Genomic DNA, 15,291 nt, shown 5'->3' with positions numbered 1-15,291 from the left:
CCTGCCCCCTGGCGAGGCCGAGGAGGGCCGTGCCTGCCCCCACGAGGGCGAGGAGGGCCGTGCCCGTCCGGCGGGGCGGGTCAGGGGGCGATGGGGCAGCGGCCGGCGCTGTAGTGGGTGACCGCCGCCATGATCTCCTGCTCGGGACGGTCCGCGAAGTTCAGCGTCGACGCCAGGCCCGAGCCGTAGAAGGCTTTCAGCATGCTGTTGTCCAGTGCGGTGTACGCGCCGAGGTTCTGCAACATGCGTGGGTCACGGAGCTCGACGACCAGCATCTTCTCCAGGCTCCACCGGCGGCGACGGATCTGCGCGACCGCCTCCCAGGGCACCCAGACCGCCTGACCACGGGTCGGTCGGGTCCGGATCCACAGCCCGGCCGGACTCAGGGCCAGCACCGGACCGCCGGAGGCGATCAGCCACAGTTGGATGCCGAGCGGCAGAGCGATCAGGGTGAGCAGGCAGATCAGGATGCCGAAGATCGTGAAGACGGCGTCGTCGCTCGTGCCCGGACCGCCGGCGCTTGCCACTCCGATGCCCGCGATGCAGACGATCGGCATGAGCACGACCAGCGCGACCCCGCCGATGAGCAGGCCCCGCTTGGCCACGCTGGGGCGTACCACGAAGGGTTGGTCCTCCGGGATGCGCTTGGCCGTCGGGGCTGGCGGGGCCGGCGGAGGCGGGTAACCCGGCTGGCCCACCGGAAAGCCGGGTGGCGGGTAACCCGGCGGGCCCGCCGGGTAGCCGGCCGGCGGGTATCCCGGCGGCGGGTTGCCGTACGGGGGCTGCGGTGGGTGGCCGGGCGGGGGTGGGGTGGTCACCGGGGCACTCCAGCTTTCGGGCGAGATACGGGCGCCCAGCGTACGACGGGTCGGTCCCGGCTGCCGTCGGCGCGGCCATGCGCCCGGCCCGGCTGCTGTCGGCGTGACCACGCGTCCGGACGGAGGCGCCCCACGTACGGCACCTCCGTCCGGGCGTGCCGTCGGCCGTGGTACCGGCCGGCGGTGGTGGTCGGGTCGGGGCTGCGGGCCTCCCCGAACAGGTCCGCGCACCCCGGGCGCCAGCCTCGGCCGGTCGGTCACGACCACTCCCGGTCGACCGGCCTCGCCGAGCCGGACGCCCCCGGCCACGGATGTCATCGTCTGACACCAGCCGGGCCCGAATCTTGAACATCGTTGCTCGATTCGGTGAACGGCCGGTTCAGGTGACAAATTTAATCGGAGTTGACCTATATAGGGCGGGGTTCCCTCGGCGCGAGGAGACGGCGTAGTCGGGCCGGTGGCTCGCCGACCTGGGCGCGTACCACCCGGGTCAGGTGGGCCTGGTCCGCGAAGCCGTACTCGGCGGCCACCGTGCCCAACGGCGGCGCGTCCCCGCTCTCCAGCGTGTGCAGGACGGCCCGGACCCGCAGGTCGTTGCGGTAGCTGGTGAGGCTGCGGCCGGTGACCCGCTGGAAGACCCGGCTCAGGTGGTGCGGGGAGCAGCCCACCTCGCGGGCCACCTCGGTGAGCCCGAGGGTGAACCTGGCCGTGCTGAGCACCTGCCGTGCCCGGTCGGCCAGCCGGCGGTGCGCGGCCAGGGTGGCCGGCCGCTGGCCGACGGCCCGGTCTAGGTCGGCGCCCGGATCCCCGGTGCCCAGCGGACTGCCGCTGAGCACCTCGGCCAGGAACCGGTGCACCCCCTCGGTGAGCGCGAAGCGGTCGATGCCCCGCCGGGCCCGGGCGACCAGCTTCCGGTGTTCCAGGTCGAGCCGGGCGTCCAGCCGGCCCTCCCAGCCGATCCGGTCGAACCAGCGGTGCGCGTCCGGACGTTCCGCCAACACTTCGGTGGGGATCTCCAGGCACGTGTAGACGTCCCCGCAGCCGAACGGGTGGGCCAGGTACAACTCGTCACCGGGGCGGGTGAGCAGCACCGAGGTGGCGTCGATGAAGCTGATCTGGCCGTTGACCCGACGCAGGTACGCCCCGGAGCGCTGGAGGTAGACCCGGTAGCCGAGTTCGGGCACCGGGCCGATCCAGTCCCGGCCGTCCAGCAGGCACCTGACCTCGTACATCGTCATGTTGTCGGGCAGCCCCAGCCCCCGCCAGCGGCCCTGGGACGTCCGTTGGCGCGGGTTGTCGTTGAACGTCTCCGGCATCGGTCCTCCCACTTCGTCGCACTGGCCCGCACTGCTCGGATTGTCCGTCCTTCGAGATAGGCTGGCATCCGCACACCCCCCGTCCGGCCGGACGCGGGGTACCTGTTCGTGTGCCATCCGGCCCTGCGCTGCCACGCCGGCCGCGGGTCGCGTCCACCTGGCGACACTCCTGGAAGTGATGCAGATGCTCACCGGCCTCTTCTCCGCCGCCCTGGCCGACCCCGGGCTGGCCCGGGCGCGTGACCTGGCGCGCTCCGGTGCCGCGCAGGCCGACGGGCTCGACCTCACCGCCCCGCCGGCACTGCGCCCGTTCGCGGTGGCCGCCGTGGCCGCCGACCCCGGCGGTCAGCAGGGCGGGGCCGGCCGGCCGGTGCTCGCCGTCACCGCCACCACCCGGGAGGCCGACGACCTCGCCGCCGCGCTGGGCAGCCTGCTTCCGTCCGCCCAGGTGGCGGTCTTCCCCTCCTGGGAGACGCTGCCCCACGAGCGGCTCTCGCCCCGATCCGACACGGTCGGCCGGCGGTTGGCCGTGCTGCGTCGGCTGGCCCACCCGGACGCGGTTGACGCGCACGGTCGTAGCGGGCCGTTGCGGGTGGTCGTCGCGCCCATCCGGTCGCTGCTGCAACCGCAGCTCAAGGGCCTGGGCGACCTGGAACCGGTGCAGCTCGCCCCCGGTGAGGAGGCCGACCTGGAGGGGGTCGCCCGGCGGCTGGCCGATATGGCGTACGCCCGGGTCGACCTGGTCACCAAGCGGGGCGAGTTCGCCGTCCGGGGCGGCATCCTCGACGTCTTCCCGCCCACCGACGAGCACCCGTCCCGGGTCGAGTTCTGGGGCGACGAGGTGGAGGAGATCCGCACCTTCGCCGTCGCCGACCAGCGCACCATCGAGGCGTCTCCCCGGTTGTGGGCACCGCCCTGCCGGGAGCTGCTGCTCACCCCGGCGGTGCGGAAGCGGGCCGCCGCCCTGGCGGCCGAGCACCCGGAGCTGGCCGAGATCCTCGACAAGCTGGCCGAGGGCATCCCGGTGGAGGGGATGGAGTCGCTCGCGCCGGAGCTGGTCGGGTCCGACTCGATGGAACTGCTGCTGCACTGCATGCCGGCCGGCACCCACGTCCTGCTCTGCGACCCGGAGCGGATCCGTACCCGGGCGCACGACCTGGTGCGTACCTCGGACGAGTTCCTCCAGGCGAGCTGGGCCGCGGCCGCCGTCGGGGGCCGGGCCCCGGTCGACCTCGGCGCCGCCGCCTTCAAGACCCTGGCCGAGGTACGGTCGGTCGCCACCGCCCTGGGCCAGCCCTGGTGGACGCTGTCGCCGTTCGGTCTGGTCGAGTCCGACGGCGGCGCGCCGCAGCGGCAGCCCTGGGAGGACGAGCCGGACACCGCCGACGTCACCCCCGACGACGCCATCGCGGTGACCCTGACCGCGCAGGCCGCTCCGCTCTACCACGGCGAGACGCCCCGGCTGGTCGACGACCTGAAGCGCTGGGCCGGCGAGGGCTGGTCGATCGCGCTGGTCTTCGAGGGGCACGGTCCCGCCCAGCGGGCTGTCGAGGTGCTCCGCGACGCGGGCCTGGGCGCCCGGCTCACCGAAGAGGTGCCGACCGCCCCGGAGCCGGGTGAGCTGCTGGTCACCTGCGGTTCGCTCAGCCAGGGCTTCGTCGACGAGGCGTCCCGCTTCGTGCTGCTCACCGGCAACGACGTCACCGGCGGCCGGGGCACCTCCACCCGGGACATGCGCAAACTGCCGAGCCGGCGGCGCAACACCATCGACCCGCTGGAGCTGAAGGCCGGCGACCACGTCGTGCACGAGCAGCACGGCATCGGCCGGTACGTCGAACTGGTGCAGCGGACCGTCAACGGCGCGTCCCGGGAGTACCTGGTCATCGAGTACGCCCCGAGCAAGCGCGGCCAGCCCGGCGACCGGCTCTTCGTCCCCACCGACCAGCTCGACCAGCTCTCCCGGTACGTCGGCGGTGAGCAGCCGGCCCTGCACAAGATGGGCGGCGCGGACTGGCAGAAGTCCAAGGCCCGCGCCCGTAAGGCGGTCAAGGAGATCGCCGCCCAGCTCATCCAGCTCTACGCCGCCCGGAAGGCGTCCAAGGGACATGCCTTCGGGCCGGACACCCCGTGGCAGCGGGAGCTGGAGGACGCCTTCCCGTGGCAGGAGACCCCCGACCAGCTCGCCGCCATCGAGGAGGTCAAGCGGGACATGGAGCAGACCGTCCCGATGGACCGCCTGATCTGCGGCGACGTCGGCTACGGCAAGACCGAGATCGCGGTACGGGCGGCGTTCAAGGCGGTGCAGGACGGCAAGCAGGTGGGCGTGCTGGTGCCGACCACTCTCCTGGCCCAGCAGCACTACAACACCTTCGCCGAGCGGATGAGCCAGTTCCCGATCGAGATCCGGCAGCTCTCCCGCTTCCAGACGCCGAAGGAGGCCGAGCGGACCATGGAGATGGTCGCCGAGGGCAGCGCCGACATCGTGATCGGTACCCACCGGCTGCTCTCGGCGTCGACCCGGTTCAAGCAGCTCGGGCTGGTGATCGTCGACGAGGAGCAGCGCTTCGGTGTCGAACACAAGGAGCACCTGAAGACGCTGCGCGCCTCGGTGGACGTGCTCAGCATGTCGGCCACCCCGATTCCCCGGACCCTGGAGATGGCGATCACCGGCATCCGGGAGATGTCGACCATCGCCACCCCGCCGGAGGAGCGGCACCCGGTGTTGACCTTCGTCGGGGCGTTCGACGAGCGGCAGGTGGCCGCCTCCATCCACCGTGAGCTGCTCCGCGACGGTCAGGTGTTCTACCTGCACAACCGGGTCGAGTCGATCGACAAGGCGGCCCGCCGGATCCGGGAGATGGTGCCGGAGGCCCGGGTCGCGGTCGCGCACGGCCAGATGGGCGAGGATGCCCTGGAGAAGGTCATGGTCGGCTTCTGGGAGAAGGAGTTCGACGTTCTGGTCTGCACCACGATCGTGGAGTCCGGCATCGACATCCCGAACGCCAACACACTGATCGTGGAGCGGGCCGACCTGCTCGGCCTGGCCCAGTTGCACCAGATCCGGGGCCGGGTCGGCCGGGGCCGGGAGCGGGCGTACGCGTACTTCCTCTACCCGTCGGACAAGCCGCTCACCGAGCACGCCCACGAGCGGCTGGCCACCATCGCCCAGCACACCGAGCTCGGCGCCGGCATGTACGTGGCGATGAAGGACCTGGAGATCCGGGGCGCCGGCAACCTGCTCGGCGGCGAACAGTCCGGCCACATCGAGGGCGTCGGTTTCGACCTGTACGTCCGGATGGTCGGCGAGGCCGTCCAGGCGTTCAAGGGCGAACGCCCCGAGGAGGAGGTCGACGTCAAGATCGACCTGCCGGTGGACGCGCACCTGCCGCACGACTACGTCGGGGTGGAACGGCTGCGCCTGGAGATGTACCGCAAGCTCGCCGAGGCCCGCGACGAGGCGCGGCTACGCGAGGTGGTCGCCGAGATGACCGACCGGTACGGCGAGCCGCCCGCTCCGGTGCAGAACCTGGTGGCGGTGGCCCGGTTCCGCCTGCTGGCCCGCCAGTACGGCCTGACCGACGTCAGCATGCAGGGCAAGCACCTCCGGTTCGGCCCGCTTCCGCTGCCCGACTCGAAGCAGCTCCGGCTCAAGCGCTACCACCCGGACTCGGTCTACAAGTCCGCCCTGGACCAGGTCAGCGTCCCGCGCCCGAGCACCCGACGGGTCGGCGGCGAACCCCTGCGCGACCAGGCTCTCCTGGAATGGTGCGCCCAACTCCTCTCCGACGTCCTCGGTTCCCCGGCCCCTGCCACCGCCCCCACCGGCGCGCGCTGATCCGCGGGCACGGCGGGACCAGGCGGGGACGGAACGGGGGTGGGAGGTCGGGTGGGGTGTGGGCGTGAGAGAGTGACCGGCATGCGTGCTCGCCGTCTTGTCGCCGTCGCCAGCGTGGCGGTCGGCCTCGTCGCCCTCTCCGGTTGCCGTTCCGAGCCCGGGGTCGCCGCCTACGTCGGCGACCAGCGGATCACCGAGGACGCGGTGACCCACATCCTGGACGAGCTGCGGGACGATGCCGCCGCGTCGACCCCGACGCCGGCTCCGGACCAGCCCGCCGGCCAGTCGGGCGCGCCCGCCGAGCCGCGGCTGCCCACCCGTGCCGACGTGGTCCGCACCTTGGTCCTCGGCAAGGTCTGCCAGCGGCTCTCGGCCGACAAGGGCTACCGCCCGCTGAGCCAGGTGCCGGTCGAGCAGGTCAGCCAGCAGCTCGGTTACCCGACCGACACGGCGTACCCGCAGCGGGTGGCGGAGCTGTACACCTGCCTCTCCGGTGTGCCGACCGGTCAGCCGGTGGCGCCCACCGAGCAGGAGATGATCGAGCTGGTCAAGGCCGGCAAGGAGGCCGGTGCCATCCCGCAGGAGGTCACCGTCGAGCAGGCGGCGACCCAGCTCGACGGGCAGCAGCTGCGTACCGCGCTGGCCACCCGCAACGCGCTGGCCGAGGCGGTCGAGGGCTACGACGTGACGGTCAACCCCCGTTACCGTCCGCTCGCCTTCCCGGTTCTCAGCTTCACCGGCGACGTGGCGGCGGTCAGTGTGCCGCTGGGCGAGAGCGGTTCCGACGCGGTGACCAACGACGCCTGAGGATGACCGTCGGAGGCACAGCATGATCGCCGGATCGCGCACGCCCGTAGGGCCTGCGGTATGACCGCCGGACCGCGCACGACGGTCGGGGGCCGCAGCCGGGTCGACAGGTCGGGCACGACCGTCCGGGGTGGCCGATGACCGGACGGATCGTGCTGCTGGTCACCTCGCCCCGGCTGCCGGCCGGGCTGTTGACCGCCGCCGCCTGGGACGTCGTACGCGCGCATCCGGTGCTGACCGGCGCGGAGAGCGGGCTCACCACGGCGGTGCGGTCGGCGGGCGCCGAGGTCACCGTGGTCGACGGCCCGGCGACCGGGCCGCTGATCGACGCGGTGGCCCGGCACGGCACGGTGGTTTGGCTGGCCGGCCCGACCGGCGACGAGACGATCGCCCGTGAGCTGGGCCTGCGGTTGACCCGCGAGCCGGGGCTGGCCGAACTGGAGCTGATGTACGGCTCGTGGGACCCGCCGGGCGCGCGGCTGCTGGACGCCGTCGAGGTGATGGACCGGCTCGCCTCACCCGGCGGTGACCCATGGAAGCGGGCGCAGACGCACCGCAGCCTCTCCGGCTTCCTCCTCGAGGAGTGCTACGAGGCGTACGACGCGATCAGCGCGGGGGACACCGACGCGATGCGCGAGGAGTTGGGCGACGTGCTGCTCCAGGTGGTGCTGCACGCCCGGCTCGCCGAGGAGTTGCCTGAGGACGAGCGGTGGAGCATCGACGACGTGGCCGGTGGCCTGGTCGACAAGATGGTCCGGCGCAACCCGCACGTCTTCGCCGGAGCCGAGGCGGGCACCCTGGAGGAGATCACCGCGAGCTGGGAGCGGATCAAGCGGGCCGAGAAGGCGCGGGACTCGGTGCTGGACGGCATCGCGATGAGCCAACCCGCCCTCGCCCTGGCCGCCAAGATCCTGGAACGCGCCGGCCGGATCGGCCTGTCCGTGCCACCCCCGGTGCCGGGCGACGACGCCGACCCGGAGTCCCGCCTCGGCGCGGAGCTGCTGCGGGTCGTCGCCGAGGCACGGGCCGCCGGCCTGGATCCGGAGGCCGCCCTGCGCCGCGCCACGCTCGCCCACGCCGCCACCATCCGCGCCGCCGAACCCTCCGCGCCGCGCTGACCCGCGCCACGCTCGCCCACGCCGCCACCATCCGCGCCGCCGAATCCCCCGCCCCGCGCTGACCCGGGTCGGGCACGCGGCGGGTGGGGGGTGGGGCGGTTAGGGTCGGAGGATGTTTGCGGAGCGGGCTGAGCGGATCGTCGACGCGTTGTTGGAGAGTCGTCCGGAGCTGGCCTCCGGGGCTGGCGACCACCGATACGACGACCGGCTGCCGGACTGGTCCGCCGACACCGTCGCCGCCGACCGCCGGATGCTGCGCGAGGCCGCGCACGCGCTGACCGAGGTGGACGCGGACTCCCTTCCGGTCGAGGAGTCGGTCGACCATGCCCTGCTCACCGCCCTGGTCGACCGGGAACTCTTCGAGTCGACCGAGATCCGGGCGCACGAGTGGGATCCGCTGCGGCACAACCCCGGCATGCTGCTGTACGCGCTGCTGTCCCGCCCGTACGCCCCGGTCGAGGTCCGGCTGACCCACCTGGCCGGGCGGCTGGCGGCCGTACCCGATGCCCTGGCGACCGCCCGCGCGACGCTGCGCGACATGCCCCGGATCCACGCCGAGACGGCGGTCGGGCAGTTCACCGGTACGGCGGCGCTGGTCCGCTCCGAGGTGCCGGCGCTGCTGGCGCAGGCTCCCGCGTTGCGGGACCGGGTCGAGCCGGCGGCCCGGGCGGCGGTCGCCGCGTTGGCGGAGTTCGCCGACTGGCTGCGGGCCGGGCTGGCCGCCGACGACGGGCCGGGCCCGGATCCCCGGCTCGGCCGCCGGCGCTGGGAGGCCCGGCTCTGGCACACGCTGGACACCGAGCTGCCCGCCGCCGAGGTGCGGCGCCGCGCCTGGGCCAACCTGGACCGGATCACTGAGGAGATCCGCGCGGCAGCCGTCGAGCTGGTCGGCGGTCCGGCCGACGACGAGACGGTACGCCGGGCGCTGGACCTGCTCGCCGCCGAGCACCCGGACGACCACACCATCGTCGACCTGGCCTCGGTCACGCTCGACGAGGCCACCGACTTCGTCCGGACGCACGACCTGGTCTCCCTGGTCGAGGACCCGTGCGTGATCCAGGAGATGCCCGAGTTCGCCCGGGGCGTGGCGGTGGCGTACTGCGACTCGCCGGGCGGATTGGAGCCGGCGGACCTGCCCACGTTCTACTGCATCGCGCCGACCCCGGCGGACTGGCCGGCGCACCGGGTGGAGTCGTTCTACCGGGAGTACAACGACCACATGATCCGCAACCTGTCCGTGCACGAGGCGATGCCGGGGCACTTCCTCCAGCTCGCGCACGCCCGCCGGTACGCCGGTAGCACCCGGGTACGGGCGCTGGCCCGCTCCGGGCCGTTCATCGAGGGCTGGGCGGTCTACGCCGAGGAGCTGATGACCACCGCCGGCTTCGGCGGGCTGCCGGTGCGGTTGCAGCAGCTCAAGATGCAACTGCGGATGACCATCAACGCGTTGCTCGACCAGTTGACGCACTGCGAGGAGCTGCCCGAGGCCGAGGCGATGGCGCTGATGACCGGACGGGGCTTCCAGGAGGAGGGTGAGGCGGCCGGCAAGTGGCGGCGAGCGTTGCTCACCTCGACGCAGCTCTCCACGTACTTCGTCGGCTACGCAGAGCTGGCCGAGATCGCCGCGGTCCGTCCGGCTGAGGTGCCGCTCCGGCAGTGGCACGACGCGCTGCTCGCCCACGGCAGCCCGTCGCCCCGCCACCTGCGGACGCTGCTCGGGGTGTGAGCCCGCCTGCTGCCCGCTCAGGTGGTTGCAGGGGCCCTTCCTCATCAAAAAACGGTAGGAAGGGCCCCCTGCAACCACCCAGGCCGGGTCAGCTCTGGCCGGGCCGGCGGTCGACCACGCCCGCTCCGGACGGCAGGTCGAAAGCCGCGCTGTCGACGTCGTCGCGGATGCTGCTCAGCGCCAGTTCGGTTGGCTCGCCGTTGAGCGCGCCGGTGAAGCTGCCGAGCACACCGTCGCTGGTGACACAGGCGGTGAACGGGGCCACATCGGCGGAGCTGACCTCGACGCAGGTCGCCGGATGCCCGGCCAGCGTGGTGTTGCTCTGCTCGATGGTGGCGTTCGGGTCGAGGGCGGCGGCGGTGAGCAGCCCCATCACCGCCGGCGGGGTGACCATGCCCTGCCGCTCGGCCTCGGTGAAGACGGCGACCGAGGGCCGGCTGGCCGGCGTTGGCGGCACGGTCAGTGTGCACACCGGCTTGCCGGTGGTCCGGCAGGTGGCGAGGCTCTCGGCACTGACGCTGATCTTCCCGCCCGGGTACGTGTAGGCGGTGCGGATCGGGTCCCGGGACTGGGCGATCGACACGGTACGACCGCCGGGGAGCTGGTAGTCGGCGGAGTAGGTCAACTCGTGCGCGTTGTCCAGCCGGGAGGCGAGTTCGTTGACCAGATCGCCCCGGCCGATCACGCGTCCGGTGTCCTCCAGGGTCTGGCAACCCGTGACGGTGAGCGACGCGATGACCGATACGGCGAGCACGCGAAGAACAGTCGAGGCGGCGGGCATGATGCTCAGCCTTGCCGATCGGGTCCACCGATAGCAAACCGGATGCCGGTTCAGGGGCGAGAATCCGGGAATGTCCGCCGTAATCACCACGGGTGGTACGACGGGCGACGCGGTGCGCCCGAGCGCCGCCCGATACGCTGCGTTCAACGTCTGCCATCAGCCGCACCGTCGCGGCCCTATCGGACCGGACACTCTCACACGAACACGAGGAGCGACTCAGTGGCAACCATCGAGGGAATCGTCGCCCGGGAGATTCTCGACTCGCGGGGCAACCCGACCGTCGAGGTCGAGGTCGGGTTGGACGACGGCACGGTGGCCCGCGCCGCGGTGCCCTCCGGCGCCTCCACCGGCGCCTTCGAGGCGATCGAGCTGCGCGACGGTGACGGCGACCGCTACCTGGGCAAGGGCGTCGAGAAGGCGGTCGCGAACATCGAGGACAAGATCGTCGACCAGCTCATCGGCTACGAGGCCAGCGAGCAGCGGCTGATCGACCAGAAGATGCTCGACATCGACGGTACGGACAACAAGTCCGAGCTGGGCGCCAACGCCATCCTCGGGGTCTCGCTGGCGGTGGCGAAGGCGGCGGCCGGCAGCGCCGAGCTGAGCCTCTTCCGCTACCTGGGCGGCCCGAACGCGCACCTGCTGCCGGTGCCGATGATGAACATCCTCAACGGTGGTGCGCACGCCGACTCCAACGTCGACATCCAGGAGTTCATGATCGCGCCGATCGGCGCGCCCAGCTTCCGCGAGGCGCTGCGCTCCGGCGCGGAGGTCTACCACGCGCTCAAGTCGGTGCTGAAGAAGCAGGGCCTCTCCACCGGCCTCGGCGACGAGGGCGGCTTCGCGCCGAACCTGCCCACCAACGCCGCCGCGCTGGACCTGATAGCCGAGGCGGTCGAGAAGGCCGGCTACCGGCTCGGCACCGACATCGTCTTCGCCCTGGACGTGGCCGCCACGGAGTTCTTCGACAACGGCACCTACACCTTCGAGGGCACGCCGAAGACCGCCGAGGAGATGAGCAGCTACTACACCAAGCTCGCCGACGCGTACCCGATCGTGTCGATCGAGGACCCGCTGGCCGAGGACGACTGGAGCGGCTGGGCCACGTTGACCGCCGCGCTCGGCGACCGGGTCCAGATCGTCGGCGACGACCTGTTCGTCACCAACCCGCAGCGGATCGCCCGCGGCATCGCCGAGCGGGCCGCGAACGCGGTGCTGGTCAAGGTCAACCAGATCGGCTCGCTCACCGAGACCCTGGACGCCGTCGACCTGGCGCACCGGGCCGGCTTCATGTGCATGATGAGCCACCGGTCCGGCGAGACCGAGGACACCACGATCGCCGACCTGGCGGTGGCCACCGGCTGCGGCCAGATCAAGACCGGTGCCCCGGCCCGTTCCGACCGGGTCGCCAAGTACAACCAGCTCCTGCGGATCGAGGAGGAGCTGGCGGACGCGGCACGGTACGCCGGCGCGGGCGCCTTCCCGCGCTACCGTTCCGCCTGACGGGCGCAGGAAGCGTCGGGGAGGGGTACGACGATGCAGCCGCGCCGTACACCGGGCGGGCAGCGTCCCACCCGCCGGCCGGGTCACGCCGGCCGGCCGGGCGGGGCCCGCGTGCGGGCCACCAGCCGGGAGGGCGTCCGCGCCGAGTCGCGGGGCACCGCCGGGCGCGCTCCGGGCGCCACCCGGGGTGCCGAGGGCGTACGCTCCGCGAGCCGCCCCGCAGCGGCCCGCCGGACGGCCGCCGGTGGCACCGTCAAGCGGCTCACCGCACCCCGTCCCCGACGCGTCACCGGGCGGGCCACCGTGCTGTTCGCGGTGCTGATCGCGCTCGCCCTCGGCTACACCTACCCGGTCCGGGTCTACCTCGACCAGCAGGCCGACATCGAGCGGATGGAGGCGGCCCAGGCCGCGCAGCGGGAGCTGATCGACGAACTCTCCGTCGAGGCGGCCAAGTGGCAGGATAAGGCGTACATCGAGATCCAGGCCCGGGAGCGGTTCTTCATGGTCTATCCCGGTGAGGTGCCGGTGGTGGTGCTGAAGCACCAGTCGCCTGCCGACGCGGAGACCGGCCCGTTGCCGCCCCGGTCGGAGCGGCCGCGCAGCGACGACCCGTGGTACGACACCCTCTGGTCGAGCATCGAGGCGGCCAACGCCGAACGCCCCGACCGGTGAGTCCGCACCGCCCGGACCGCACGGCACAGCCCCGCGCCGGGGGTCGCCCGCGTCGCATCGCACAGCCCCGCGCCGGCTAGCCGGGCCGCATGGCACAGCCCCGCGCCGGGGTCGCCCGCGCCGCACCGCACAGCCCCGTACCGCGTCGCCCACGCCACGTGGGAAAGTCCCGTACCGATGAAGGAATGGCAACCGTGACAGTCGTACCCCCGCCGGAGCCGGCGGCGGACTCCGTACCCCCGCCGAAGCGGGAGCCGGCCACCGAGGCCGACCTGGCCGCGGTGGCCGCCCAGCTCGGCCGCCCGCCCCGGGGCACCCGCGCGGTGGCCCACCGCTGCCCGTGCGGCCTGCCCGACGTGGTGGAGACGACCCCCCGGCTGGCCGACGGCACCCCGTTCCCGACGCTGTTCTACCTGACCTGCCCCCGCGCCACGGCGGCGTGCAGCCGGCTGGAGTCGGCCGGGCTGATGAAGGAGATGGCCGAGCGGCTCGCCACCGACCCGGAGCTGGCTGCCCGTTACCGGGCCGCGCACGAGGACTACCTGGCCCGCCGGGAGGCGATCGGCGAGGTGCCGGAGATCGCCGGCATCTCCGCCGGTGGCATGCCGGGGCGGGTGAAGTGCCTGCACGTGCACCTCGGGCACGCGCTCGGCGCCGGGCCGGGGGTCAACCCGTTCGGTGACGAGACGTTGGCGCTGGTGGAGAAGTGGTGGGCCGCCGGGCCGTGCGTGGACGTGTCGGGGGAGGAATGACTGCCGACGGGTTTGTCGTCCGGCGGGCGCGCACCTCGGACGTCCGGGGCATCCGTGGGCTGGTGGACATGTACACCGACGACCGGCGGCTGCTCAGCAAGGCCACCGTGACCCTCTACGAGGACGTGCAGGAGTTCCGGGTCGCCGAACGTGTCGTCGACGGGGCGTTGGTCGGGTGCGGCGCGCTGCACGTGATGTGGGAGGACCTGGCCGAGATCCGGACGGTCGCGGTGGACCCGGAGTGCCGGGGTCGACGGATCGGCCACCGGATCGTCGCCGAGCTGATCGACGGGGCCCGCGAGCTGGGGGTGGCCCGGATCTTCGTGCTGACCTTCGAGACCCGGTTCTTCGGCTCGTTCGGCTTCGAGGCGATCGACGGCGCGCCCGTGCCGCCGCCGGTCTACGAGCAACTGCTGCGCTCGTACGACGAGGGTGTGGCGGAGTTCCTCGACCTGGAGCGGGTCAAGCCCAACACCCTCGGCAACACCCGGATGCTGCTGCGCCTGTGACCGGCTGGGGTGGTAGCAGGGGTCCCCTGTTACCGCTTTCTGCCGAGCAGGGGTCCCCTGCAACCAACCAAGCCCCGCCCCAGCAGTCCGCTTGACGCGTGCCGGCACCCTGGTCCCCATGATCGTTCTTCGTCGGGTGGTCGGTGCTGCCGCCGCGTTGCTGAGCCTGGCGGCTCTGGTCGGAGTGGTTCGCCTGGTCGCGCCGGCCACCGCCGCCGGCGGCGAGCCGCCCGGGGTGGCCCGGCAGTTGACCTTCCTGCGGGTGGCCCTCGACGACGGAGCGGGCGAGGAGGCCCAGACCCTCTTCCCCGAGGGGTACTTCTTCGCGCACGTCCTCTACGGGCTCACCCGAGTGGAGTCGGGTATGCGCGAACCCGCCCGCCGGGAGGAGTCGCTGCGGGAGGCCCGCTGGGCACTGGCCCGGCTGGAGTCACCGGCCGGGGTGGCGCCGTTCAGCCCGCACCTCACCCCGCCGTACGGGGTGTTCCACGCCGGCTGGACGAACTGGCTGCGCGGCGGGGTGCTCGCCCTGCAACCGGCCGACCGGCGCGACCCGGCCGAGGTGCGTCGCTTCGCCGAGAACTCCGCCGCGCTGGGCGCGGCCTTCGACGCGTCGGGCACCCCGTACCTGGCCGCCTACCCGGGGCAGGCGTGGCCGGTGGACTCCACCGTGGCGGTGGCCTCCCTGCGCCTGCACGACACGCTGCTGCCGCCCCGTTTCCGGGGCACGGTCGACCGCTGGCTGGACGGCGTACGGCAGCGACTGGATCCGCGTACCGGGCTGTTGCCGCACCGGGTCGACCCGGTCACCGGCGCACCGGCCGAGGTGGCCCGGGGGACCTCGCAGAGCGTCATCCACCGGTTCCTGCCCGAGATCGAGCCGACCTTCGCCCGGCAGCAGTACCGTTCCTTCCGGGACCGGTTCCTGGCCACCCCGCTCGGCCTGGGCCCGGCGGTCCGGGAGTATCCGATCGGGCTGGACGGCCCGGGGGACGTCGACTCGGGTCCGCTGCTGCTCGGGGTGAGCCTCTCGGCCACCGTGGTCACCCTCGGCGCGGCCCAGCGGCACGGCGACCACCGGCTCGCCAGCGCGCTCGCCAACTACGGCGAGGTCGCCGGGCTGCCGGTGAGCACCCCGGGGACGAAGCGGTACGCCCTCGGGCTGATGCCGATCGGGGACGCCTTCCTGGCCTGGGCCAAGACCGCCCGCCCGTGGGTGCCGGACACCACCTCCCAGCCTTCGCTGCCCGCCGCTGTCCCGTTCTGGTGGCGGCTGCCGCTGCTGATCCTGCTGGTCGCGGTGGGTGTCGTGCCGTGGCTGCCGGCCCTGGTGGTCCGGTGGCGACGTCGAGCCGGACGGCCCGCCCAACCTTCTCGGCGGCCACCGGCCGGTCCGCCGACTGCCGGTGGCCACCTCCCGGCACCGGGCGGCCGGCTGCCGTAGGGTTGCTGCC

At 73.1% G+C, this 15,291-nt stretch carries 12 protein-coding genes; 9 read left to right on the top strand and 3 right to left on the bottom strand.

Annotation, left to right across the window (positions count from 1 at the left end; all coding sequences use genetic code 11):
* Positions 1–80: 80 nt before the first annotated feature.
* Both GA0074692_RS20580 and GA0074692_RS20575 read right to left on the bottom strand, forming a co-directional pair.
* Positions 81–818, bottom strand: a complete 738-nt coding sequence (locus GA0074692_RS20580) for a hypothetical protein (protein ID WP_141725360.1) — start codon at positions 816–818, stop codon at positions 81–83.
* 407 nt (positions 819–1,225) lie between these two features.
* Entirely contained in the window at positions 1,226–2,134 is a 909-nt protein-coding gene (locus GA0074692_RS20575) for a helix-turn-helix domain-containing protein (RefSeq protein WP_091646824.1), read from the bottom strand.
* A gap of 184 nt (positions 2,135–2,318) precedes the next feature.
* Here GA0074692_RS20575 and mfd point away from each other — a divergent pair, with 184 nt between their 5' ends.
* The 4 genes from mfd (at position 2,319) to GA0074692_RS20555 (ending at position 9,620) form a co-directional block, all read left to right on the top strand.
* Positions 2,319–5,969, top strand: coding sequence for a transcription-repair coupling factor (mfd, locus tag GA0074692_RS20570; RefSeq protein WP_091653811.1), 3,651 nt, complete (start codon positions 2,319–2,321; stop codon positions 5,967–5,969).
* Positions 5,970–6,050: 81 nt separating this feature from the next.
* Positions 6,051–6,776, top strand: a complete 726-nt coding sequence (locus tag GA0074692_RS20565) for a hypothetical protein (RefSeq protein ID WP_091653813.1) — start codon at positions 6,051–6,053, stop codon at positions 6,774–6,776.
* Between the two features lie 137 nt (positions 6,777–6,913).
* On the top strand, positions 6,914–7,894 hold the full coding sequence (locus tag GA0074692_RS20560) for a nucleoside triphosphate pyrophosphohydrolase (protein ID WP_091646823.1): 981 nt from the start codon (positions 6,914–6,916) through the stop codon (positions 7,892–7,894).
* 112 nt (positions 7,895–8,006) lie between these two features.
* Positions 8,007–9,620 carry a DUF885 domain-containing protein gene (locus GA0074692_RS20555; protein WP_091646822.1) on the top strand — a complete coding sequence of 538 codons (1,614 nt, stop codon included), beginning with the start codon at positions 8,007–8,009 and terminating at the stop codon, positions 9,618–9,620.
* A gap of 88 nt (positions 9,621–9,708) precedes the next feature.
* Here the strand turns inward: GA0074692_RS20555 and GA0074692_RS20550 are convergent, their stop codons facing one another.
* The gene (locus tag GA0074692_RS20550; protein ID WP_091646821.1) at positions 9,709–10,401 is read right to left on the bottom strand and encodes a hypothetical protein; all 693 of its coding nucleotides are present in this window, start codon (positions 10,399–10,401) and stop codon (positions 9,709–9,711) included.
* A 219-nt stretch (positions 10,402–10,620) separates the two neighbouring features.
* Between GA0074692_RS20550 and eno the strand changes: the two genes are divergently transcribed.
* From eno to GA0074692_RS20525, 5 genes are all read left to right on the top strand, one after another.
* Positions 10,621–11,904 carry a phosphopyruvate hydratase gene (gene eno / locus GA0074692_RS20545; RefSeq protein WP_091646820.1) on the top strand — a complete coding sequence of 428 codons (1,284 nt, stop codon included), beginning with the start codon at positions 10,621–10,623 and terminating at the stop codon, positions 11,902–11,904.
* A 33-nt stretch (positions 11,905–11,937) separates the two neighbouring features.
* Positions 11,938–12,576 (top strand): FtsB family cell division protein, encoded by a 639-nt coding sequence (locus tag GA0074692_RS20540; RefSeq protein ID WP_091646819.1) that lies wholly within the window; start codon positions 11,938–11,940, stop codon positions 12,574–12,576.
* A 194-nt stretch (positions 12,577–12,770) separates the two neighbouring features.
* A complete protein-coding gene (locus GA0074692_RS20535) occupies positions 12,771–13,328 on the top strand; it encodes a DUF501 domain-containing protein (protein WP_091646818.1) in 558 nt (185 codons plus the stop codon).
* Positions 13,325–13,837, top strand: coding sequence for an amino-acid N-acetyltransferase (locus GA0074692_RS20530; RefSeq protein WP_091646817.1), 513 nt, complete (start codon positions 13,325–13,327; stop codon positions 13,835–13,837). Before GA0074692_RS20535 ends, GA0074692_RS20530 begins: the two co-directional genes overlap by 4 nt.
* Before the next feature lie 118 nt (positions 13,838–13,955).
* Positions 13,956–15,281: a hypothetical protein gene (locus GA0074692_RS20525; RefSeq protein WP_176738523.1), complete on the top strand. Its 1,326-nt coding sequence runs from the start codon at positions 13,956–13,958 to the stop codon at positions 15,279–15,281.
* The last annotated feature ends 10 nt before the right edge of the window (positions 15,282–15,291 follow it).

The organism is Micromonospora pallida, assembly GCF_900090325.1.
GTDB lineage: Bacteria > Actinomycetota > Actinomycetes > Mycobacteriales > Micromonosporaceae > Micromonospora > Micromonospora pallida.
Note: the sequence above shows the minus strand (reverse complement) of the source record. Positions and strands in the feature narration are given on the sequence as shown.

Bases quoted from the DNA above. Each gene is read 5' to 3' on its own strand.
- GA0074692_RS20575 (WP_091646824.1), bottom strand. From the start codon at position 2,134: ATGCCGGAGACGTTCAACGACAACCCGCGCCAACGGACGTCCCAGGGC.
- mfd (WP_091653811.1), top strand. From the start codon at position 2,319: ATGCTCACCGGCCTCTTCTCCGCCGCCCTGGCCGACCCCGGGCTGGCC.
- GA0074692_RS20565 (WP_091653813.1), top strand. From the start codon at position 6,051: ATGCGTGCTCGCCGTCTTGTCGCCGTCGCCAGCGTGGCGGTCGGCCTC.
- GA0074692_RS20560 (WP_091646823.1), top strand. From the start codon at position 6,914: ATGACCGGACGGATCGTGCTGCTGGTCACCTCGCCCCGGCTGCCGGCC.
- GA0074692_RS20555 (WP_091646822.1), top strand. From the start codon at position 8,007: ATGTTTGCGGAGCGGGCTGAGCGGATCGTCGACGCGTTGTTGGAGAGT.
- GA0074692_RS20550 (WP_091646821.1), bottom strand. From the start codon at position 10,401: ATGCCCGCCGCCTCGACTGTTCTTCGCGTGCTCGCCGTATCGGTCATC.
- GA0074692_RS20540 (WP_091646819.1), top strand. From the start codon at position 11,938: ATGCAGCCGCGCCGTACACCGGGCGGGCAGCGTCCCACCCGCCGGCCG.
- GA0074692_RS20530 (WP_091646817.1), top strand. From the start codon at position 13,325: ATGACTGCCGACGGGTTTGTCGTCCGGCGGGCGCGCACCTCGGACGTC.
- GA0074692_RS20525 (WP_176738523.1), top strand. From the start codon at position 13,956: ATGATCGTTCTTCGTCGGGTGGTCGGTGCTGCCGCCGCGTTGCTGAGC.